Annotated in this window: 19 protein-coding genes; 2 read left to right on the forward strand and 17 right to left on the reverse strand. The window is 64.0% G+C overall.

Annotation, left to right across the window (positions count from 1 at the left end; translation table 11 throughout):
• Positions 1–197: 197 nt before the first annotated feature.
• The 5 genes from ACM26W_RS14795 to zwf all read right to left on the reverse strand — a co-directional run bounded on the left by ACM26W_RS14795 (position 198) and on the right by zwf (position 6,410).
• Complete coding sequence (locus tag ACM26W_RS14795) at positions 198–1,643, reverse strand: restriction endonuclease subunit S (RefSeq protein WP_416137736.1); 1,446 nt, start codon at positions 1,641–1,643, stop codon at positions 198–200.
• A complete protein-coding gene (locus tag ACM26W_RS14800; RefSeq protein ID WP_416137737.1) occupies positions 1,633–3,369 on the reverse strand; it encodes a type I restriction-modification system subunit M in 1,737 nt (578 codons plus the stop codon). The genes ACM26W_RS14795 and ACM26W_RS14800 overlap by 11 nt, the downstream gene beginning before the upstream one ends.
• 147 nt (positions 3,370–3,516) lie before the next feature.
• Entirely contained in the window at positions 3,517–4,203 is a 687-nt protein-coding gene (locus ACM26W_RS14805; RefSeq protein WP_416137738.1) for a bifunctional 4-hydroxy-2-oxoglutarate aldolase/2-dehydro-3-deoxy-phosphogluconate aldolase, read from the reverse strand.
• Positions 4,204–4,236: 33 nt separating this feature from the next.
• A complete protein-coding gene (pgl, locus tag ACM26W_RS14810) occupies positions 4,237–4,905 on the reverse strand; it encodes a 6-phosphogluconolactonase (RefSeq protein WP_416137739.1) in 669 nt (222 codons plus the stop codon).
• An 11-nt stretch (positions 4,906–4,916) separates the two neighbouring features.
• Positions 4,917–6,410, reverse strand: a complete 1,494-nt coding sequence (zwf, locus tag ACM26W_RS14815) for a glucose-6-phosphate dehydrogenase (protein WP_416137740.1) — start codon at positions 6,408–6,410, stop codon at positions 4,917–4,919.
• A 177-nt stretch (positions 6,411–6,587) separates the two neighbouring features.
• On the opposite strand from zwf, the gene ACM26W_RS14820 reads away from it, so the two are divergent.
• A complete protein-coding gene (locus tag ACM26W_RS14820; RefSeq protein ID WP_416137741.1) occupies positions 6,588–7,448 on the forward strand; it encodes a MurR/RpiR family transcriptional regulator in 861 nt (286 codons plus the stop codon).
• Positions 7,449–7,538: 90 nt separating this feature from the next.
• Here ACM26W_RS14820 and ACM26W_RS14825 read toward each other — a convergent pair whose 3' ends face one another.
• The gene (locus ACM26W_RS14825; RefSeq protein WP_416137742.1) at positions 7,539–7,913 is read right to left on the reverse strand and encodes a RidA family protein; all 375 of its coding nucleotides are present in this window, start codon (positions 7,911–7,913) and stop codon (positions 7,539–7,541) included.
• Between the two features lie 86 nt (positions 7,914–7,999).
• Between ACM26W_RS14825 and ACM26W_RS14830 the strand changes: the two genes are divergently transcribed.
• Complete coding sequence (locus ACM26W_RS14830; RefSeq protein WP_416137743.1) at positions 8,000–9,190, forward strand: MFS transporter; 1,191 nt, start codon at positions 8,000–8,002, stop codon at positions 9,188–9,190.
• A gap of 74 nt (positions 9,191–9,264) precedes the next feature.
• On the opposite strand, the gene ACM26W_RS14835 is transcribed toward ACM26W_RS14830, so the two are convergent.
• The 11 genes from ACM26W_RS14835 to ACM26W_RS14885 all read right to left on the reverse strand — a co-directional run bounded on the left by ACM26W_RS14835 (position 9,265) and on the right by ACM26W_RS14885 (position 19,176).
• Positions 9,265–10,119, reverse strand: coding sequence for a universal stress protein (locus ACM26W_RS14835; protein ID WP_416137744.1), 855 nt, complete (start codon positions 10,117–10,119; stop codon positions 9,265–9,267).
• 81 nt (positions 10,120–10,200) lie between these two features.
• Complete coding sequence (locus tag ACM26W_RS14840) at positions 10,201–12,291, reverse strand: HelD family protein (RefSeq protein ID WP_416137745.1); 2,091 nt, start codon at positions 12,289–12,291, stop codon at positions 10,201–10,203.
• A 46-nt stretch (positions 12,292–12,337) separates the two neighbouring features.
• A complete protein-coding gene (locus tag ACM26W_RS14845) occupies positions 12,338–13,954 on the reverse strand; it encodes a peptide chain release factor 3 (protein ID WP_416137746.1) in 1,617 nt (538 codons plus the stop codon).
• Between the two features lie 59 nt (positions 13,955–14,013).
• The gene (locus tag ACM26W_RS14850) at positions 14,014–14,241 is read right to left on the reverse strand and encodes a hypothetical protein (RefSeq protein ID WP_416137747.1); all 228 of its coding nucleotides are present in this window, start codon (positions 14,239–14,241) and stop codon (positions 14,014–14,016) included.
• Positions 14,242–14,244: 3 nt separating this feature from the next.
• Positions 14,245–14,478 carry a hypothetical protein gene (locus tag ACM26W_RS14855; RefSeq protein WP_416137748.1) on the reverse strand — a complete coding sequence of 78 codons (234 nt, stop codon included), beginning with the start codon at positions 14,476–14,478 and terminating at the stop codon, positions 14,245–14,247.
• Positions 14,479–14,490: 12 nt separating this feature from the next.
• Entirely contained in the window at positions 14,491–15,432 is a 942-nt protein-coding gene (locus tag ACM26W_RS14860) for an IS1595 family transposase (RefSeq protein WP_416137616.1), read from the reverse strand.
• 293 nt (positions 15,433–15,725) lie between these two features.
• Positions 15,726–16,241 (reverse strand): hypothetical protein, encoded by a 516-nt coding sequence (locus ACM26W_RS14865; protein ID WP_416137749.1) that lies wholly within the window; start codon positions 16,239–16,241, stop codon positions 15,726–15,728.
• Positions 16,242–16,250: 9 nt separating this feature from the next.
• Positions 16,251–16,592, reverse strand: a complete 342-nt coding sequence (locus ACM26W_RS14870) for a TraR/DksA family transcriptional regulator (protein WP_416137750.1) — start codon at positions 16,590–16,592, stop codon at positions 16,251–16,253.
• A gap of 169 nt (positions 16,593–16,761) precedes the next feature.
• Positions 16,762–16,917 carry a hypothetical protein gene (locus tag ACM26W_RS14875; protein ID WP_416137751.1) on the reverse strand — a complete coding sequence of 52 codons (156 nt, stop codon included), beginning with the start codon at positions 16,915–16,917 and terminating at the stop codon, positions 16,762–16,764.
• A 77-nt stretch (positions 16,918–16,994) separates the two neighbouring features.
• Positions 16,995–18,152 carry a cyclopropane fatty acyl phospholipid synthase gene (gene cfa / locus ACM26W_RS14880; RefSeq protein WP_416137752.1) on the reverse strand — a complete coding sequence of 386 codons (1,158 nt, stop codon included), beginning with the start codon at positions 18,150–18,152 and terminating at the stop codon, positions 16,995–16,997.
• 169 nt (positions 18,153–18,321) lie between these two features.
• Positions 18,322–19,176: a universal stress protein gene (locus tag ACM26W_RS14885; protein WP_416137753.1), complete on the reverse strand. Its 855-nt coding sequence runs from the start codon at positions 19,174–19,176 to the stop codon at positions 18,322–18,324.
• Position 19,177 lies beyond the last annotated feature (1 nt).

Raw genomic sequence — 19,177 nt, forward strand, 5'->3', positions numbered from 1 at the left:
CGTTTCACCGGCTGCGCCAGCAGAGCGGCGCTGCGGCGCCGGCTGGCGTAATCGCTGATGACTCGAGCCACCGCCTCGCCCTCGTGGGAGACCAGGCCCGGTTGGTCAGGGTGCGGCTGAGCAGGGCAACGGCCTGCTCGAACTCGATGCCACGCTCGTTTTTCTGTGGATCGAGCCGACTGGAGGTTGAGGCGGCCTTAAACATCGGCTGTCGCCTGGGCTTTCTCGAGCTGACCCTCGGCGTCAGATACTGAGAGTTTGCCGGAGAGGAGTTTGGGAAGGAGAGTGTCTCTCAAACTTGCCAAATTTGAAGACTCTATCACTCTGGCAGAAATGCCTTCATCAATCGGTCCGAAAAGAGAACTATATCGCGATAAAAGCTCTTTTTTAGGAATTAAAACCTGATAACCTTTCAAGATGGCACCACTCCAACTCGGAAATGTAGAGCCAGTAGTCAGTCCTAACAATTTTGGCAGCTCACTTTTAAAAAGTCGATCGAGATAGGGCTGACACTCACCAGCATGGATAGCACACACGCCCCGCCCAAGACAATAAACATCATCGCTTTTTACAAACCGACCAGTTGTTGATCCTCGCACACACACTATGAGATCATTTTTCTGAGATGATTTAGTTGGCGCTATTGTCCATTTAATTTTCTTTGGATGGTGGCTACCAAATTCAACCGGACCGTTTACAAGCGGCATACCATCCCCATCAGAATTGTAAGTATCACCCTTCGGGGATTGCCCCATAGTAATATCGGAGATCTCTGAAAAAGTAGATACAGACCACCCCTCCGGAATCACCCCCAACTCACTATCCTGCATAGCCGATGGAAACAGCTCGGCGGTAGCGCGGAGCTCGGCATATTGCTCGGGCTGTTCGGCCTTGAGGCGGACCAGCCCATCGGCTGACTTGCCGGAAATGGCCTGCATGGCGGCGAGCAAGGCATCTTCCTCGCTGCCGCCCGCTTCCAGTGCGGCGACCTTGGCCTTGACCGGCTCGAAATTGACAAACCAGCTCTTGAAGATGGCCTGGGCCATCTGTTCGAGGGTTTTGTTGATTTGATGGTTGAGTTGGATTTTGTCAGAGATCGTCAGCCAGATAGATGCAATGATTGCCATCTCTGCATTGCTAGGAATGACGACTGGCAGAGCACTGAGAATGGATGTGTTCAGGTTTGGCATCGTCGCGCCGACAGCATGACGAACAATCCATTCTCGAACAGTGGGATGACATAGATAGGCGTGAAGGTATTCTGTTGAGACAGACTCTGGCTTAACTCGAACCCTGAGGCAGCCCGTGCCACAGAGCCAACCGTCCTCTTTTTCAGTTATTCGCGCACATTTTTCAACGTCACCACGGCGGCTGTAAACAATATCGCCAACTTGGACTTTGTATTTCGATAGTCGCTCGACATCCTCTGGTGATACGCGCGCAATGTCATCTGTGGTAACTGCATCCACAGAGATGTTTTTGGGCATGATCGAAGGAATGCCATCATCAACGTAATCGCCTGCATGCAACTGGCTACCGAAAGGGCCTGTTTGTATATCTCCTCCTGACGCTTTGGCTAACTCCCCAAGCGTAGTAACTTTCCACTGACTTGGGATGCTGGGAAAAAGTCTTTCAGAGCTCATACCCCAGCCCCCCAAGATTCCGCTTGATCTCCGCCTCCAGTCGCTCGCTCTCGGCAAATTGCTCCCGCAACTGCCCGGTCAGCCGCGCCATCTTCTCGGCGAAGGGCTCGCCATCCTCCTCCTGCTCTTCGGCGCCCACATAACGCCCGGGCGTCAGCACAAAGTCATGCTTCTTGATCTCCTCCAGGCTGGCGGCCTTGCAGAAGCCGGCGACATCCTCGTAGCCCTCGCCGCGCTGCCAGGCGTGGAAGGTATCGGTGATCCTGGCGAGATCCTCGGGGGCGAAGTCGCGCAGCACGCGATCCTTCATGTAGCCCAGGCGGCGGGCATCGATAAACAGGAACTCGTTACGGCGGGCGCGTTTCCTCACCTGGTTGGGCGAGAGGCCGCCGCTCTTGTCCTTGATCAGCAGCCAGATGCAGGCGGGAATCTGGGTATTGGTGAACAGCTGCCCGGGCAGGGCCACCATGCACTCCACCAGGTCCTCCTCCACCAGGCGCTTGCGGATCTCGCCCTCGTTATTGGTGTTGGAGCTCATGGAGCCATTGGCCAGCAGCAAGGCCATGCTGCCGGCGGGCGCCAGGTGGTGCAGCATATGCTGCATCCACGCAAAGTTGGCGTTGCCCTTGGGCGGGGTGCCGTACCTCCAGCGGGCGTCGTCGGCCAGGGATTCGCTCCACCAGTCCTTGGTGTTGAAGGGCGGGTTGGCCATCACGAAATCGGCGCGCAAGTCCGGGTGCTGGTCGTTCAGGAAGGTGTCGGCGTTCTTCTTGCCGAAGTTGAAGTCGATGCCGCGGATGGCCATGTTCATGGCGGCCAGGCGCCAGGTGGTGGGGTTGGATTCCTGGCCGTACACCGAGATGTGCTTCTTCTGCTCGCTGGCGTCGTAGTGCTGCTCCTTGGCGTGCTCCTCGATGAACTTATCGCTGGAGACGAAGAAGCCGCCGGAGCCCATGGCCGGGTCGTACACACGGCCGGAGTAGGGTTCGAGCATCTCTACGATCAGGGTGACGATGCTCTTGGGGGTGTAGTACTGGCCGCCCTGCTTGCCCTCGGCCAGGGCGAACTGGCCCAGGAAGTACTCGTAGACATGGCCGAGGATATCCTTGCTGTGCAGGCTCAGCCTTTCGCCGCCGAACACCGGTTTGGTGAAGGAGGTATCCGAGAAGGTGTTGATCAGGCCGAGCAGCTTGTCGTTCTCCAGCTGGAACTGGCCGATACGGTTGAGAATGCCCTTGAGCTTGGCATTGCTCCTCTCGATCTCCTCCAGGGCGTTGTCGATCAGCCAGGAGACCGAACGCAGCTTGACGTCATTACCGGTCTTTCCACCCGCTGAGGGCTCCTCCCGCCAGAGCACGCTGCCCACGGGCAGCACGGCCTTCTCCTTGAGGGTGCTCCAGCGGGCCGGCTTCGGTACCCAGAAGACGTTGGCCTCTCGGTAGTAGTCGAGCTGCTCCAGCTCCTCCTCGAGCGCCTGCTGGTACTCCGCGTCGCTTGCGAAGTCCTCCCGGGGCAGGTAGTAGATGTTGTCGTCGCTGTCGGTCTTGAACAGCGCCAGCAGTTCCTCCTGGCGCTCCTCGAAGGCGTCGGAAACGTACTTGAGGAAGATCAGCCCCAGCACCACGTGCTTGTAGTTGGCGGCGTCGAGGTTGGCACGCAGCTTGTCGGCGGCCTTCCATAGCTTGTCATCCAGCTCCTTGAGAAACTGCTGCTCCGTGCTGTTCATGCGTTACCCCGTGCGTGGTTTGCACACAGCTTGATAATGGCTCTGCTGAAAGTCCATAGGGTGCGAAGGCCGCCGAGGTCGTCCCCAGCCGCCCCGGTGCGTTCGCTTCGGAAGGGAGCGCCCGACCCTGTGAGCGCTCAGGCCAGCTCAGTGGTGGAAGCGCAGAGCCGCCTCCCTGGCCAGCTGGCGGATGGCCTGCCAGTCCTCGGCCTCCACCAGGGAGTTCGGGGTGAGCCAGGAACCGCCTATGCACATCACATTCTTGAGCGCCAGATAGTCCTCGGCGTTGTCGAGGTTGATGCCGCCCGTGGGGCAGAAGCGCGCCTCGGGGATCGGGCCGGCGAAGGCCTTGAGCGCCTTGACGCCTCCGCTGGACTCGGCGGGGAAGAACTTGAAGCGGCGGTAACCGTACTGCCAGCCGGTCATCAGTTCGGAGACGGTGGCCACGCCGGGCAGCATCGGCACCGGACTGGTCACACCGTAACGATAGAGCGCCTCGGTGCTCCCCGGGGTGACCACGAAGTCGGCGCCGGCCTGTTCGGCCTGGCGGTACTGGGCCGGCGTCAGCACGGTGCCCACCCCGATGCTGGCCTGGGGCAGCGCCGCCTTGATCCGGCGGGCCGCCTCCAGGGAACAGTCGGTGCGCAGGGTCACCTCGAGCACGGTCAGGCCTCCCTCGACCAGGGCAGTGGCCAGCGGCACGGCATCTTCGATGCGCTGGATGGCCAGCACCGGAATCACCTCGGCCTTCAGGCAGATGCTGTCGAGCTCGGTGGTACGGGTGGAGGGCAGCTGCTTGTCGATACGCTCTTCGATACGCTTTTCGGACGTCATGTGAGTCACTCCGAGAAATTCAGGGAACCGGCCTCAAGGAGCCCAGTAGGTGGCCAGCGGGCAGGTAAGGAAGGCACGGATCGGCAACTCGCGGACGTCATCGCCCGCCAGCGCCCGCACCAGCATGTCACGCTTTTCGCCGCCGGTGATGTGCAGGAAGTGGCGCCGAGCCCGGTGCAGGCGGTCGGCGCTCAGGGTGATACGCGGCTGGGGCTGGCTCGACGCACGCACCGCCACGGTGATGGCGTCGGTGGTCAGCGCCAGGTCCAGCTCACGGCTATCCGGGAACAGCGAGGCGGTGTGCCCATCGCCGCCCATGCCCAGCACCACCGCGCTGGCGGGCCAGGCCAGGCCGGCGATGCGCTCGGCCACCGTCTCGGCACCCTGTTCGGGAGTGGGATCGTCGGTGGTCAGGGGCACGAGGGTCGCCTCGGCGGCAGGCCCCCGAAGCAGGTGGGCTCGCACCAGACGCGCGTTGCTGGCATCGGCATCCTCGGCGACCCAGCGCTCGTCGGCCAGGGTCACCTGGACGCGCGCCCAGGGCAGCTCGCAGGCACCCAGCGCCCGGAAGAAGGGGACCGGCGTAGAGCCCCCGGAGACCACCAGCAGGGCGCGCTCATGGCGGGCCAGGTCCTGTCGCAGCGCCTCGGCGACTGCCTCGGCCAGCTGTCCGGCCAGGCGTTCACGGCAAAGCTCGCTCATCTCGGCTCTCCTTAGTAATCCTCATACCAGCTGCGGCCATCCTGGGTGATCATGGCGATGGACGCGACCGGCCCCCAGGAGCCGGCAGGATAGCGGCGCGGCGGTTCAGCAAGATCCTCCCAGGCGGCGATCAGGCTGTCGCACCACTGCCAGGCGTGTTCGACCTCGTCGCGGCGCACGAAGAGGTACTGCTGACCCTTCATCACCTCCAGCAGCAGGCGCTCGTAGGCATCGGGAATCCGAGTCTTGGGGAAGGCGCTGTTGAAGTCCAGGTGCAGCGGGCCGCGGCGCAGGCGCATGCCCTTGTCCAGGCCGCTGTCCTTGGTCAGCACCTCCAGGGCGATGCCCTCCTCCGGCTGCAGGCGGATCACCAGCTTGTTGGCGGCCAGGTCGCGCTGGTCCGGGTCGAAGATATAGTGGGGCTGCTGGCGAAAGTGGATCACAATCTGCGAGAGCTTCTCGGGCATGCGCTTGCCGGTGCGAAGGTAGAAGGGCACGCCGGCCCAGCGCCAGTTGGCCACGCGGGTCTTCATGGCCACGAAGGTCTCGGTATGGCTCTCGACGTTGGCCCCCTCCTCCTCGAGGTAGCCAGGCACGGCCTGGCCATCCGTGGTGCCGGCGATGTACTGGCCGCGTACCACGTCGCGCCCCAGCATGTCATCGGTGAACGGCGTGAGCGCCTTGAGCACCTTGACCTTCTCGTCGCGGATGGCATCGGCGTCGAGGTTGGCCGGCGGGTCCATGGCAATCAGGCAGACCAGCTGCAGCAGGTGATTCTGCACCATGTCGCGCAGCTGACCGGCCTCGTCGAAGTAGCCCCAGCGCCCCTCGATGCCCACCTGCTCGGCCACGGTGATCTCCACGTGGGAGATATGGTTCTGGTTCCACTGGGTGCCGAACAGCGGATTGGCGAAGCGCAGTGCGATCAGGTTTTGCACTGTCTCCTTGCCCAGGTAGTGGTCTATGCGATAGACGCGCGACTCGGGAAATACCGCGCCGATGGCGTCGTTGATCGCCGCCGAGGACTCGAGGTCATGGCCGATCGGTTTCTCGACCACCATCCGTGCCTGCTCGTCCAGGCTGCCGCTGGCCTCCAGGTGGCGGCAGATGTCACCGTAGATCTTCGCCGCCACCGACAAGTAGACCACCATGGGGCGAGACACCCCCTGGCGCCACTCGCGGATCTCGGCGTAGCCATCGGGCTGGGTGAAGTCGAAGCGACGGTAGTCGAGGCGAGCCAGAAAGCGTGCCAGAGCCGCGCGGTCGAGCTCCTCGGCTTTGACGTGGGTCGTGAGCGCCTGCTCGATGCGGGCCTTGAAGCCGTCGAGATCGAGCTCCTGGCGCGCCAGGCCCAGCAGGCGCGTGGTCGGGTCAAGCAACCCCTCGCGGTCGAGCTGGAAAAGCGCCGGAAAGAGCTTGCGCTGGGCCAGGTCGCCGAGGGCGCCGAACAGCGCCAGGTCGATCTCCGTGCTGGCCGTCTGGCCGGATCGGTTGTGATGGCTCATCCCCGCTCCCTTCGTTGACTTCCACGAGACTCGACGAGCTAGACGTTTGCTATGGCCTGCCCCCGCCGGCTCAGGCTAGGATAGTCAGCATAATGTAGTTAAATCACTACATCATCTCGTTCGAGGCATGAACCCCGCGGCCCCGCGCCGCCCCAGCATGGAGGGCGCCACCGCGCCATGGCCCGTCACGACCTGATCGATCGCATCCGTCAGCGCCTCGAGGAGCTCAACCGCTCCGAGCGCAAGGTGGCCGACGTCATCCTCGCCGACCCGGCCAGTGCCACCGGCATGAGCATCGCCACCCTGGCCCAGGCCGCCTCGGTCAGCGAACCCACCGTCAACCGTTTCTGCCGCAACTTCAACGCCAAGGGCTACCCGGACTTCAAGATCAAGCTGGCCCAGAGCCTGGCCGGGGGCACGCCCTATGTCAGCCAGGCGGTAGAGCCCGACGACACGGCCGCCGACTACACCCAGAAGATCTTCGGCGCCACCATCGCCGCGCTGGATAACGCGCGCCGCCAGACCGATCCGGTGCGCATCGAGCGGGTGGTGGACTATCTGATCCAGGCCAAGCAGATCCACTTCTTCGGCCTGGGCGCCTCGGGCGCCGTGGCCCAGGACGCCCAGCACAAGTTCTTTCGCTTCAACCTCCCGGTGACCGCCTACATGGACGTGCTGATGCAGCGCATGGTGGCCTCGAGCTGCCACACCGGCGATGTCGTGGTGGTGATCTCGTGGACCGGGCGCACCCGGGAGCTGGTCGACATCGCCCGCCTGGCTCGCGAGAGCGGCGCCGTGGTGCTGGGTATCACCGCGCCCGACTCGCCGCTGGCCAGGGAGTGCACCGAGACCCTGGAAGTCGCCACCCCCGAGGATACCGACCACTACATGCCGATGACCTCGCGGATGATCCAGCTGACGCTGATCGACGTGCTGGCCACCGGGGTGACCCTGCGTCGCGGCGAGGACTTCCTCGGGCACCTCAAGAAGATCAAGGATAGTCTCAAGGAGACACGCTACCCGGCCGGCCAACGCTGAACATCGCTGTGATTGCTCTCTCGCGGCGGCTGCGACCGCACGAGGGGGCCATCATGAACGCCCCCTGCAAACGCCAGGGAAGCACCAGGCTCAGTAGCTGTACTCACCGCTGATCACCGCGGCGGTGATGGTGATCTCTACCCTGAGCTCGTCGGCCGGCATCGGCGCGCAGACGCAGGTGCGCGCCGGGGCGTGGCCGGTGGGTACCCAGGCATCCCACACCGCATTCATGCCGGCAACGTCGTGGCCATCCTTCAGGTAGACGGTGGCGGTGAGCAGGTTTTCCCGGTCGGAGCCGATCTCGGCCAGCAGCGCATCCACTCGCGCCAGCATGCTCTTCGTCTGCTCGGTGATATCGCCGTGGCGCGCCTCCGGACCAGGCACCTGGCCGCACAGATAAGCGATACCGTTATGGATCACGGCGCGGCTCATGCGCGCCTTGGTGTCGTGACGGATGATGGTCATGAGTACTCCTCTTGGGTTAGCGACCAGCTGTTAACATGGCCTTCCGGATTCACCGCCTCATCATGCCAGCGCCAGAGGAGGGCGTCATGGGCTACCGCCTACTGTTGCGTAACCACAGCGGCCTGGTCGGCATCGCCTTCCTGGCGATGTTTACCTCGAGCCTGGGGCAGAGCTTCTTTATCGGGCTCTTCCAGTCGCCGATCAGCCAGCACCTGGGACTTTCCGCCGGGCAGTTCGGCGCCGCCTACGCGGCGGTGACCCTGGCGTCGGGCTTCGCCGTGCTGCGCCTCGGGCCCAGCATCGACTGGATCGCCCCGCGGCGCTTCGCGTTGATGGTGATCGCCGTCCTGCTTGTCGGCATCCTGCTGCTGACCGCCGCGCCCTGGTGGGGGCTGGGGCTGCTAGGGCTGGGCCTGGTGCGCTTTTGCGGCCAGGGCATGATGCCCCACCTGGGCAACACCCTGGCGGGACGCGAATTTACCGTCTTGCGTGGCCGGGCGCTCGGTCTGGTGGGCATCGGGATCATGCTCGGTGAAACGGCCCTGCCGCCGCTGATGGCAGCGCTGCTGGTGTGGCTGGGCTGGCGGGAGCTATGGTGGCTATTCGTGGCCTTCCTGGCGCTGTTCTGGGTGCCGCTGCTGCTGCTCGCCCCTTGGCCAGCGGCACCCGGCCTGCGCCCCCGCAAGGGGGAGCGTCGAAACGGCCCGCGCCCCTTCCGGGAGGCCCGTTTCTGGCGGCTGCTGCCGCTGCTGATGGTGCTGCCCGTCACCATGACCGGGCTGTTCATCTATCAATCCCGGATGACCGCCGACCTGGGGTCTAGCCTGGGCGTCTACGCCCTGGCGCTGACCGGCATGGGTATTGCCAAGCTGCCAGGGGCCCTGTTCGGGGGGCGCTGGGTGGATACGCTGGGCCCCATCCGCCTGGCGCGCCTCTATCTGTTGCCCTATGCGCTGGCCCTGCTGGTCGCCATCAGCGCCGGGGGCAACCTCGGCGTCTGGGCACTGATGGTGGGGGGCGGACTGGCCATGGGTGCCCAGGAGCCCATCGCCACCAGCCTGCTGGTGCGCAGCTGGGGCGCCGAGCATCTCGGCACGGTGCGGGCGACCCTGAGTGCCTCGATGGTCTTCTCCACCGGCCTGGCACCGGCGGTACTGGGCATCGCTCTGGATCTGGGCGCCAGCTTCACCGCCATCCTCATCGGCATGCTGGCCTTTCTGGTCATCGGCTGGTGGCTGGCCCAAGGGTTACTCGGCCAGCTCAAGGCCCAGGATTGACAAACGCCAACGCCCCGGGCTCCCTTCATCAATTCAGGAGCACCGGGGCGTCGTGCCTGGCTTGGGGACAGCGGTCAACGCAGCAGCAGCACCGGCACCTTCGCCTTGCGGAGCATCTCGGTGGTGGTGCTGCCCACCAGCAGATGGCGGATGCGCGAGTGGCCGTAGGCGCCCATTATCAGCAGGTCGATGGCGTGCTCGTCCTTGTAGGCGCGCAGAGTCGCCTCCACCTCGCCGGCGCGGATGGCACCCTCTGCCTCGTGACCGGCATCGCGCAGGGTCGCAAGCGCCCAGTCGAGTTGGGAGCGGTTGTCGCCAGTCTCGGCGCCCACGATCACCACGTGCACCGGAATACCCGCGAACAGTGGGCTCTTCGCAAGCATCTCCACGCCCTTGCGGGTAGTCTTGCTGCCGTCGAAGGCGAGCATCACCGCCTCTGGAGCCTTGAAGGTGTCAGGCACCATCAGGATCGGACGGTGCAAGGTGCGCACCACCCGCTCCAGGTTGGAGCCCAGGTGGCCGCTGTCCTGATGGGCGGTCTCGCCGCGCTTGCCGATCACCAGCAGGCGGATCTCCTCCTGCAGTTCCTCCAGAGTCTCCACCAGGGTACCGTTACGCTGACGGGTGCCCGGTTCCGCGACACCCCTAACAATAGCCCGCTCCTTGGCGGCCGTGAGCGTCAGGCGCCCTTGTTCCTGTGCCACCTTGGCGCGCTGTTCATCGAGCTGGGAGAGCTCCTCGAGCAGGTGCTCCCGCGAGCCCAGGCCGATATTGCCGGAGAGGTCCGCCTCGGCGGTCTGGGGATGGTTGTCTACCACATGCAGGAAGGTCAGCGGCGCCCCCAGGGCCAGGCTGGCCCAGGCGGCGGAGTCGCACACTCCCTCGGAAAATTTGGAGCCGTCGATGGCGGCCATCACCTGTTCGGTCATCGTGTCATTTCCTGGCTGGCGTATGTCGTTATCCGTCTTGACGTTTCTACCCCATGCACGGGGCCTTGCATAGGACGTGGATCAACGTAGCCGCGATTCGTCCAGGAAGGAGGTCAAGGGGCCCGAGTGGGTCAGCGCCAGACGGTGCATGGCCCGGGTGCAGGCCACGTAGAGCAGGTTGCGCTCCATGTCGGTGGCGTAGTTGCCAGCGGTGACCTCCGGGACGATGACCCGGTCGAACTCCAGGCCCTTGGCCATATGGGCGGTGCAGACGACGATGCCGCGGCCGAAGGCGGCACTCTTCTCGCCGAGCAGCTGCAGCCGCTCGAAATCACCTTGCTCGCCGCCGTCCAGGGCCTCGAAGACCTTCTTGGCCTGCTTCTGGGTCTTGCAGACGATGCCCAGGGTGTTGTGCTCGGAATCCGTGAAGTCACAGGCCAGCTCGCCGATGATGGCGAGCTCCGCCTTACGGGTGCGGGCCCGGATCACTCGAGGCTCCTCGCCGTGGCGCTCGATCGCCTCCAGGTCGGGGTTGGGGGAGATGCGCTGCGCGAAGCGGGTGATCGGAAGGCTCGAGCGGTAGCTCTTGTTCAGGGTCACGCAAGAGGACTGGCGCAGCACCCGGCGGATCTCCTCGACTCCGGAACCGGTATAGGGATTCACCGACTGGAAGGCGTCGCCGAGGATGGTCTTCTTGCAGGCGAACAGCCGGCCGATCACCGCGTACTGCACCGGGGTATAGTCCTGCATCTCGTCGACCAGCAGGTGCTTGACGTCCCGCCAGCGCGAACGCACGCCCTCCAGGCGCATCTTCAGGTAGATCAGCGGGAAGACGTCGGCGTATTCCAGCCGCCCCCGCGAGGCGGTCCTGAACAGCTCGGGCCGCTCCAGCCAGTCGTAGAAGGCCCTGTAGGTCTCGCGCAGGGTGGACCGGTGCAGCATCGTCTTCACGGCCGCCTTGAGCTGCTTGCGCTCCTCCGGCTCCAGGTCGTAGTTGTACTGGTTGCCGATCTTGCGCTCGATCTCCCAGCTCACCTGTCGGAGGCGCTCGTTGGTGGGCAGATGGCGGTGCTTGCGGAATACCTCCTCGAGCAGCCAGGCCGGCACCAGCCGCCGGGCGATCCAGATATCCTCGGCGGCGAAGCGGTTCGCCTCCACGTGGCCTGCATAACGGTCAAGCTCGGCGAGAAACGCCGGCGACGCCTTGTAGCGCAGCCGCGCCTTCATCGCCTCGTCGTCCTTCTCCAGCAGCGAGGCGGTCTGCTCGAAGAAGCTCTCGAAGCGGTACTGGCCGTCGAGCAGCTCGTCGGCCAGCTCCTCCATGCCGACCTGGTTGACCGTCTCTTCGCCGAGCTCCGGCAGCACGTTGGCGATGTAGTCGGAGAACACCCGGTTGGGGGAGATGATCAGGATGTCCTCGGAGCGCAGGCTGTCCTTGAAGCGGTAGAGCAGATAGGCGATGCGGTGCAGGGCAATGGAGGTCTTGCCGGAGCCGGCCACCCCCTGGATCACCAGCACCTGGGCCTCGTCGTCGCGGATAATGGCGTTCTGGTCGCGCTGGATGGTGGCGACGATGTTCCTCATGCCCTCGTCGGAGGCGCGGCCGAGCTCTTCCTGGAGCACGTCGTCGACCACGTGCACCGCGCTGTCGATCATCAGCTCGATCTCGCCCCCCTTGATGCGGAACTGCCGCTTCAGGGTGACCTCGCCGGCCACCGTACCCTCGGGGCTCTCATAGGTGGCGGGGCCGGTCTCGACGTCGTAGAAGAGCGAGGCGATGGGCGCCCGCCAGTCATGCACCCGGCTGACCCGGGCCAGGTCGTCATGGAAGTGGTAAACGCCGATATAGACCGGCTCCGGCTTGCCGCCGCGGGCGAAGTCGAAGCGCCCGAAATAGGGCGAGTGGCGCAGCTTCTCGAGCTTCTGACGCCGCGCCAGGGCGTTGTCGCCGGACATGACCGACTGCTCGATGGACTCCCGCGCCGAGATCTTCTCGATATGGTCCATCTCGTCGCGGCTCGACCAGAGGTACTCCTTCTGGGCCTGGATGTCCTCGGCATAGGCCTCAAGCCGCTGGCCCAGCTCGTCAAGGTTGGCCTCGATGCGCTCGAGGGTATGGTCGAGATGGCGGCGCTCGGCCAGTCGCTCGGGACTCTCGGCTTGCTGATTCATCGCGTCTGGTTTGGCTCGGCTCATGGTGAAAGGGAAGTGCTTGGCGTCAGGTCGCCCCGATCTCGCGGGTACTGTGGAACTCGATCTCGGGCCACTTCTCGAGGGTCAGCTGAAGCACCGAGCGGTTGGGGGCCATGAACGCCAGCGCTCCGGCGGCATCCCGGGCCAGGCGGTTGGCATTGGACTGCATGAACCGCTTCATCGCCGGGGCATCGGCGCTGCTCACCCACAGCGCCTTGTGCACGGGGACGCTGTCGAAGCTGGCGTCGATCTTGTACTCGGTGAGCAGGCGATGGGCCACGGTCTCGAACTGCAGCTGGCCCACGGCGCCCAGCACCATGCCGGTCTTCTCGAGGGGCTCGAAGACCTGGATGGTGCCCTCCTCGCCGAGCTCCTGCAGCGCCTTGTTGAGCTGCTTGGCGCGCAGCGGGTCATTGAGCCTGGCCACCCTGAAGATCTCCGGGGAGAAGTGCGGGATGCCCTCCAGTTCCAGCGTCTCGCCCTGGGTGATGACATCGCCGATGCGCAGGCGACCGTGGTTGGGAATGCCGATGATGTCCCCCGCATAGGCCTCGCTCAGGTGGCTGCGCTCCTGGGCCATGAAGGTGATGGCATGATCCAGCTTGATCGCCTTGCCCGAGCGAAGATGCGTGGCGCGCAGCCCCTGGCGGTAGGCGCCCGAACAGATGCGCAGGAAGGCGATGCGGTCACGGTGCAGCGGATTCATGTTGGCCTGGATCTTGAAGACGATGCCGGTGAAGTCGGCCTCATCGGGCAGCACCTCTCGCTGCCTGGCCTCCCGAGACCTGGGAGATGGCGCCCAGGACACCAGGGCCTGGAGAATGTCGCGCACCCCGAAGTTGTTGATGGCCGAACCGAAGAACACCGGTGACAGGTCGCCGGCCAGGAAGGCCTGACGGTCGAAGGGCGCTGCCGCCTCCCGCACGATCTCCACTTCCTCCTTGAAGGTGGCGTGGGCGATGGGAAAGTGCTCGACCAGATAGGGGTGATCCTCTCCGTCCAGCACCTCGACCTCGGTGTCGGCGGTATTGTCACCGGGCGTGAACTTGAGCATCTGGTTACGCTGCAGGTCATAGACCCCGGCAAACTGCTTGCCCATGCCGACCGGCCAGGTCACCGGCGCGCACGCCAGCTTGAGGATCTCCTCGATCTCGTCGATCAGCTCAAGGGGGTCACGGACCTCGCGATCCATCTTGTTGATGAAGGTGATCACCGGTGTCTTGCGCAGTCGGCACACCTCGAGCAGCTTGATGGTCTGGGCCTCGACGCCCTTGGCGGCGTCGATCACCATCAAGGCGGCGTCCACCGCGGTGAGCACCCGGTAGGTGTCTTCCGAGAAGTCCTGGTGGCCGGGCGTATCGAGCAGGTTGATCACGCAGCCCTCGTGCTCGAATTGCATCACCGAACTGGCCACCGAGATACCACGCTGCTTCTCGACTTCCATCCAGTCCGAGGTCGCGAACTGCTGACTTTTCTTGCCCTTGACGGTGCCCGCCGAACGGATGGCCCCGCCATACATCAGCAGCTTTTCGGTGAGAGTCGTCTTGCCGGCATCGGGATGCGAGATGATCGCAAAGGTACGGCGCCTGGCCACCTCCTGCGACAGGGAGGTGGCGGCATTGACGGTAGCGGTTGATGACATCTTTGACCTGACGGGATCGGGAATGGGAAACCTGGGACCACTGGAGTGACCATGAATGGCTAATCCCAGGCGGGCTCCCGGGCCGTGGCCGACTCCTGCGCGCCGAGCACCAGATCATGGTGGCGGCGCCGCCAGAACACCGAGCTGATCCCTGGCCCTGCCTCCATCAGCAGCGCCGCATCGATGGGATTGAGCGCTTGCTCGGGACGCTGCTGACCGATGCTGACGTAGCCCCGTTCCAGCAACTGCTGGACGTGCAGAGATGAGGAGCGTGTCTCGAGACTCATCGATTACTCCCCCTGGAAGCGCCAGGAGCGCACGCCGCGCACCAGCGCTCGGTTGGCGATGCTCAGGAAGCGGCCCCGCTCCATGATCGCCGAGGTGACCCCTGAGCCATGCATGTCCTGATAAACCACCAGCAGGGTGGCACGGCTATCGATGGGAAGATGGTCATGCACGCTGATCCAGCCATCCTTCGAGGAGAGCTGTTCTGCATCGGGCAGGAAGGCCCCTTGAACACTCATAAAGATACCTGATTACGTATATGGCTCAGCCAGCTTCAGGAGCCGGTAAGGCATCGGCGGTGTTCTGGCCGCCACCGTCAGAAAGCGCGGAATCATGGCCGTGAGGTCATAGCGCCGATTGAAGCGGTACTCGAACTCAGCCAGATAGCGCGGCACATGTTGTCCACGGATGGCATGGTAGCTGCCGGTGATGGCGTTCTTGACGTTGCCCAGCACGGTGTTGACCCAGTTGAAGGCGGGGATCTGCGCACTGGCACGGCCACCGCCAGTGATGAAGCGCTCATGGGTGTAGGCCGGGGTATCGAAGACCCGGAAACACCCCAGGCCATCGCTGACCACCCGACTGCCAGGCGCGATGGCGACCTGGGCATAGCGCCTCACCTCGGCGCGGGTAAAGCCGCTTACGCGACGCAGCTGGACGCGCTGGGGATGGCCCTCCTCATCGGTCTGCACCGCGGCGACGAACGGGAACTTGTGCTCAGCGCCGCGCCCGCGCTTTCCCGGCCGTTCACCGCCGAGGTAGGCATCATCGATCTCGATGCGTCCGGTGAGCGTCTCGCCCTGGTTGCGCTCATGCATGACCTGCAGCAGCTTGTGCTTGAGCTTCCAGGCGGTGTTGTAGCTGACGCCGAGCTCGCGGGACAGCTGCAGCGCCGAGAGGCCATTCTTGCGTTGGGTCAGCAGGTAGATGGCCAGAAACCAGGTGGTGAGCGGCAGGTGCGTGGCGTGGAAGATGGTCCCGGCAGTCAGCGAGGTCTGATGGTGGCAGTGATGGCACTGGTACACCCCGCGCGCGAGTTGGCAGCCGGTGGTGTTGCCGCAGTCGGGGCAAACAAACCCCGTGGGCCAGCGATGCTGAAACAGGGCCGCACGGCACTGCGCTTCGGTGCCGTACTGGTCGAGAAATGCCGGCAATGACAGACCGGACTGGAACTGGATAGGATTGCGAGCCATGACGGTATCTCCTGAGAAACCCTTACCTTTCAGCATAGTCCAGGCCCCGCCAGCGTAGCTGTACAAAGTGCGTAATCAGGTAAAGATATCCTTGCAGCTTGTCCTACGGACAGGCAGCCAACCTTGTCGTGCGACGACAGGCTGAGGGCTGCGAACGCCAAGCAGGTAGGGATAACAGGAGCGCTAGGGTGGACTGATGAGGGTGTCGGTGAGTAACTGAGGCAACGGATTGCTCCTCTTGCAGTTACCAGCGACCTCGAGGAAGGTATCTGGATGGTCAGGTTAGCAAGGATTCACGATAACAAACCCTGGAACGACTGTTCAAGGGAAGGGGCCCCTCCACTCTCCACTTCCAGGAGCCAGTTGGCATACAGCACGGCCTCCTGATTACCGCTCGCGACCAACTGGAGACGCCTGAGGTGGTGACGCTTTCGGCACATTGCCAGGAGCGCCAGGGCCAGCCCTCCCGCCTGGCGATCCTGCAGCGGTGGCAAACCAGCCTGCTGTGGCAACGGCAGAGCCAGCGACGCCACCTCATGGCGATCGGCCACCCGCAGCGCAAGGCGATAGCTCAGCAACAGCTTTTGCCACTCGTCCCAAGACGCCGTCTGGGGCGGCATGAACTTGATAACCTTGGGGGTAGTATCGAGCGGCGACCAGGCCATCCAGGCCTGTCCCACGGCCGCCCTGCCCAGGTCGCGCCGCTGGGTATCGGTAGCCGGTACCACCACGGCATCAAGGGCTTCCTCATCGAGCTCTTGATGGAGCCTCACTTCTATGGTCAGCTCGTCTTGCGTCAATCTCAGCATCTCTACTCCTTACTCGGCACAGTCGATGCATTTAAGCACGGCCGGATCCCACTCGAGTCGCTTGGCAGCGATCCACTCGCCGCACTCGATACACTCGCCGTACTCCCCTCGGTCGATCCGCGCCAGGGCGGCATCGATCCGCCGAATCGCCATCTGCCGACGATCCTCCTCGGCCTTGGCCATGGCCTGGCCCTGCAGCGCATCCATGCGCGACAGGCGCCCCACGGATTGCTGGTCGAGCATGACCGTGGCGCGGCTCTCCTTGCTCTGGTAGCTCTGGTCGATCAGCGCCGCCTTGGCATCCTCCAGCTGGCGGGTGATCTTGTCGATATCGAGTTCCGGATGATTCATCTCATGCCCTCCACACGCAGTGGATCATCGAAGACGGCGACAGAGACTGTCGGCTCCCATCTGCTCGAGGGCCCAACATAGCCTCTTTATCCAAGACTTTGTAGCGCCGTGACTGGCAGGCGAGTAAAGTCGTCACGGGCACCCAGCCCGTACCCGCTGGCAAATGGTTTCAGAGTGTCGGGGCGTCGTAGCCATGGGGTTCGTCGGTGTAGACGCAGACGTTGGCGTGGTGCACGTCACCCTCGGGTGATACGACGTGGGTGGCGAAGAATTCCTGGATCTCGCGACGGTTGCAGTGCGACTCGAAGGCCTCTCGGCTGGCCATCGGAGATGAACCCTGAGGTAAACAGGGAGTAGTCGCTCATCGAACATTCCAGGAAAATGAGTGATGGTCAAACGGCATCAGCTGACGCGGTAGTAGCCGCCCAGCACGCCCTTCTTGCTCAGCACGAACTGCCAGAGCTGGATATCGCGGGCGCGGAAGACGCCGGCACAGCTCAGCAGGTAATAGCGCCAGATGCGATAGAAGCGCTCGCCGTAGGCCTCGGCGAACCGGGGCCAAGCGGCCTCGAAGTTCTCGTACCAGGCCATCAGGGTCCTGTCGTAATCGGCACCGAAGTTGTGCAGATCCTCGACCACGAACAGCCCCTCGGCGGCATCGGTGACGTGCCCCATGGCCGGCAGCTCGCCGTTGGGGAAGATGTACCTGTCGATCCAGGGGTCCGGCGAGGTATCACGCGCGTTCTTGCCGATGGTGTGCAGCAGGAAGAGACCGTCGTCCTTGAGGCAGCGCTCGGCGACCTCCATGTAGGTGCGGTAATTCTTGCGACCGACATGTTCGAACATGCCGATGCTGACGATGCGATCGAACTGCTCGGTCTCGTCGCGGTAGTCCTGCAGGCGGAACTCCACGGGCAGCCCGCGCTGCATCAGCGTCTTGCCGTAGTCGGCCTGCTCGCGGGAGATGGTCAGCCCCACGCACTCCACGCCGTAGTGCTCGGCGGCATAGGCCATGAAGCTGCCCCAGCCGCAGCCGATGTCGAGCACCCGCATGCCGGGCTCGAGCCCGAGCTTGCGACAGACCAGGTCGAGCTTGGCCTCCTGGGCCTCCTCCAGGTTTCGTGCTTCCTTCCAGTAGCCGCAGGTGTAGGTCATGCGCTTGTCGAGCATGGCGGCGTAGAAATCGTTGCCGATATCGTAGTGGGCCTCACCCACCTGAAAGGCCCGCTTGGCGGTCTGCAGATTGACCAGCCTGGTGCGCAGGTGATGAAACACCAGCTTGCGGTGACTGATCTTGTCGGGAAGGCGGGCCCGCATCAGCTGGAAGAAGAACTCATCGAGGCGCTCGGCGTCCCAGTCGCCGTTCACGTAGCTTTCACCGAAGCCCAGATTACCGCGGGCGAGGGCCTCGTCGATGACGCCGTGGGCATTGAACTTGATGTCCCAGGGACGGTTACCGTTGATGCGAATATCGGCCTCGTCGAGTAGTTCGGCGACGAAGCGATGAGAGGACGATGTCTCATCGAAGAACGCAGTGTGCGTCAGCGATTTACTGTCCAATGGTCAGGTCCTTTTTCAATTCCCGCTCAGGGGAGGTCGTTCGATCCTCTTTCTAGATGGGTGGCGTCTTGGACGGGCTCAGGGTGGACTCAGGATCATGGCGCCATCTCCATGCTCTGGCGTAAAAAAGCCGGCGCACCGTGCAGGACGGGGCCGGCTCGGGGAAACATCAGCGCAGCAGCAGGATCGGCACGCTGGCGTGGCGCAGCATCTCGGTGGTGGTGCTGCCCACCAGCAGGTGGCGAATGCGTGAGTGGCCGTAGGCGCCCATCACCAGCAGGTCGATGCCCTGCTCCACCTGGTAGGAACGCAGGGTGGCCTCTACCTCGCCGGCGCGGATGGCGCCCTCGGCCTCGTGGCCGGCGTCACGCAGGGTCTTGAGCGCCCATTCGAGCTGGGAACGGTGCTCACCGGTCTCGGCGCCGACGATCACCACATGAACGGGGATGCCCGCGAACAGCGGGCTCTTCGCCAGCATCTCCACGCCCTTGCGGGTGGTCTGGCTGCCGTCGAAGGCGAGCATCACCCTCTCGGGACGCCTGAAGGAGTCCGGCACCATCAGGATCGGCCGATGCAGGGTGCGCACCACCCGCTCCAGGTTGGAGCCCAGGTGATCGCTGTGATGTTCGGCACCCTCGCCACGCTTGCCGATCACCAGCAGGCGCATCTCCCCCTGAAGCTCCTCCAGGGTCTCCACCAGAGTGCCGTTGCGCTGGCGGGTGGCGGGGTCGCTCACGCCGTCCTCGACGGCCCGCTCCCTGACGGCCTGCAGCATGAGGCGGCCCTGCTCCTGGGCCACCTTGGCGCGCTGTTCGTCGAGCTGGGAGAGCTCCTCGAGCAGGCGCTCCCGAGCCCCGGCGCGCAGGTTACCGGAGAGGTTGCGCTCCTCGGGAGCGCCGTGGTTATCGTTCACATGGAGGAAGGTCAGCGGTGCGCCCAGGGCCAGGCTGGCCCAGGCGGCGGCGTCGCACACGCCTTCTGAGAACATGGAGCCATCGATGGCGGCCATTACCCGTTCGGTCATC

The sequence above is a fragment of the Halomonas sp. HK25 genome (assembly GCF_047795635.1).
Classification (GTDB): domain Bacteria; phylum Pseudomonadota; class Gammaproteobacteria; order Pseudomonadales; family Halomonadaceae; genus Halomonas.

Coding starts and splice junctions, on each gene's coding strand:
- ACM26W_RS14885 (WP_416137753.1), bottom strand. CDS start 19,176: ATGACCGAACGGGTAATGGCCGCCATCGATGGCTCCATGTTCTCAGAA.
- ACM26W_RS14805 (WP_416137738.1), bottom strand. CDS start 4,203: ATGACGTCCGAAAAGCGTATCGAAGAGCGTATCGACAAGCAGCTGCCC.
- ACM26W_RS14870 (WP_416137750.1), bottom strand. CDS start 16,592: ATGAATCATCCGGAACTCGATATCGACAAGATCACCCGCCAGCTGGAG.
- ACM26W_RS14855 (WP_416137748.1), bottom strand. CDS start 14,478: ATGAGTGTTCAAGGGGCCTTCCTGCCCGATGCAGAACAGCTCTCCTCG.
- ACM26W_RS14865 (WP_416137749.1), bottom strand. CDS start 16,241: ATGCTGAGATTGACGCAAGACGAGCTGACCATAGAAGTGAGGCTCCAT.
- ACM26W_RS14860 (WP_416137616.1), bottom strand. CDS start 15,432: ATGGCTCGCAATCCTATCCAGTTCCAGTCCGGTCTGTCATTGCCGGCA.
- ACM26W_RS14825 (WP_416137742.1), bottom strand. CDS start 7,913: ATGACCATCATCCGTCACGACACCAAGGCGCGCATGAGCCGCGCCGTG.
- zwf (WP_416137740.1), bottom strand. CDS start 6,410: ATGAGCCATCACAACCGATCCGGCCAGACGGCCAGCACGGAGATCGAC.
- ACM26W_RS14795 (WP_416137736.1), bottom strand. CDS start 1,643: ATGAGCTCTGAAAGACTTTTTCCCAGCATCCCAAGTCAGTGGAAAGTT.
- pgl (WP_416137739.1), bottom strand. CDS start 4,905: ATGAGCGAGCTTTGCCGTGAACGCCTGGCCGGACAGCTGGCCGAGGCA.
- ACM26W_RS14830 (WP_416137743.1), top strand. CDS start 8,000: ATGGGCTACCGCCTACTGTTGCGTAACCACAGCGGCCTGGTCGGCATC.
- ACM26W_RS14845 (WP_416137746.1), bottom strand. CDS start 13,954: ATGTCATCAACCGCTACCGTCAATGCCGCCACCTCCCTGTCGCAGGAG.
- ACM26W_RS14800 (WP_416137737.1), bottom strand. CDS start 3,369: ATGAACAGCACGGAGCAGCAGTTTCTCAAGGAGCTGGATGACAAGCTA.
- ACM26W_RS14875 (WP_416137751.1), bottom strand. CDS start 16,917: ATGGCCAGCCGAGAGGCCTTCGAGTCGCACTGCAACCGTCGCGAGATC.
- ACM26W_RS14840 (WP_416137745.1), bottom strand. CDS start 12,291: ATGAATCAGCAAGCCGAGAGTCCCGAGCGACTGGCCGAGCGCCGCCAT.
- ACM26W_RS14820 (WP_416137741.1), top strand. CDS start 6,588: ATGGCCCGTCACGACCTGATCGATCGCATCCGTCAGCGCCTCGAGGAG.
- ACM26W_RS14850 (WP_416137747.1), bottom strand. CDS start 14,241: ATGAGTCTCGAGACACGCTCCTCATCTCTGCACGTCCAGCAGTTGCTG.
- ACM26W_RS14835 (WP_416137744.1), bottom strand. CDS start 10,119: ATGACCGAACAGGTGATGGCCGCCATCGACGGCTCCAAATTTTCCGAG.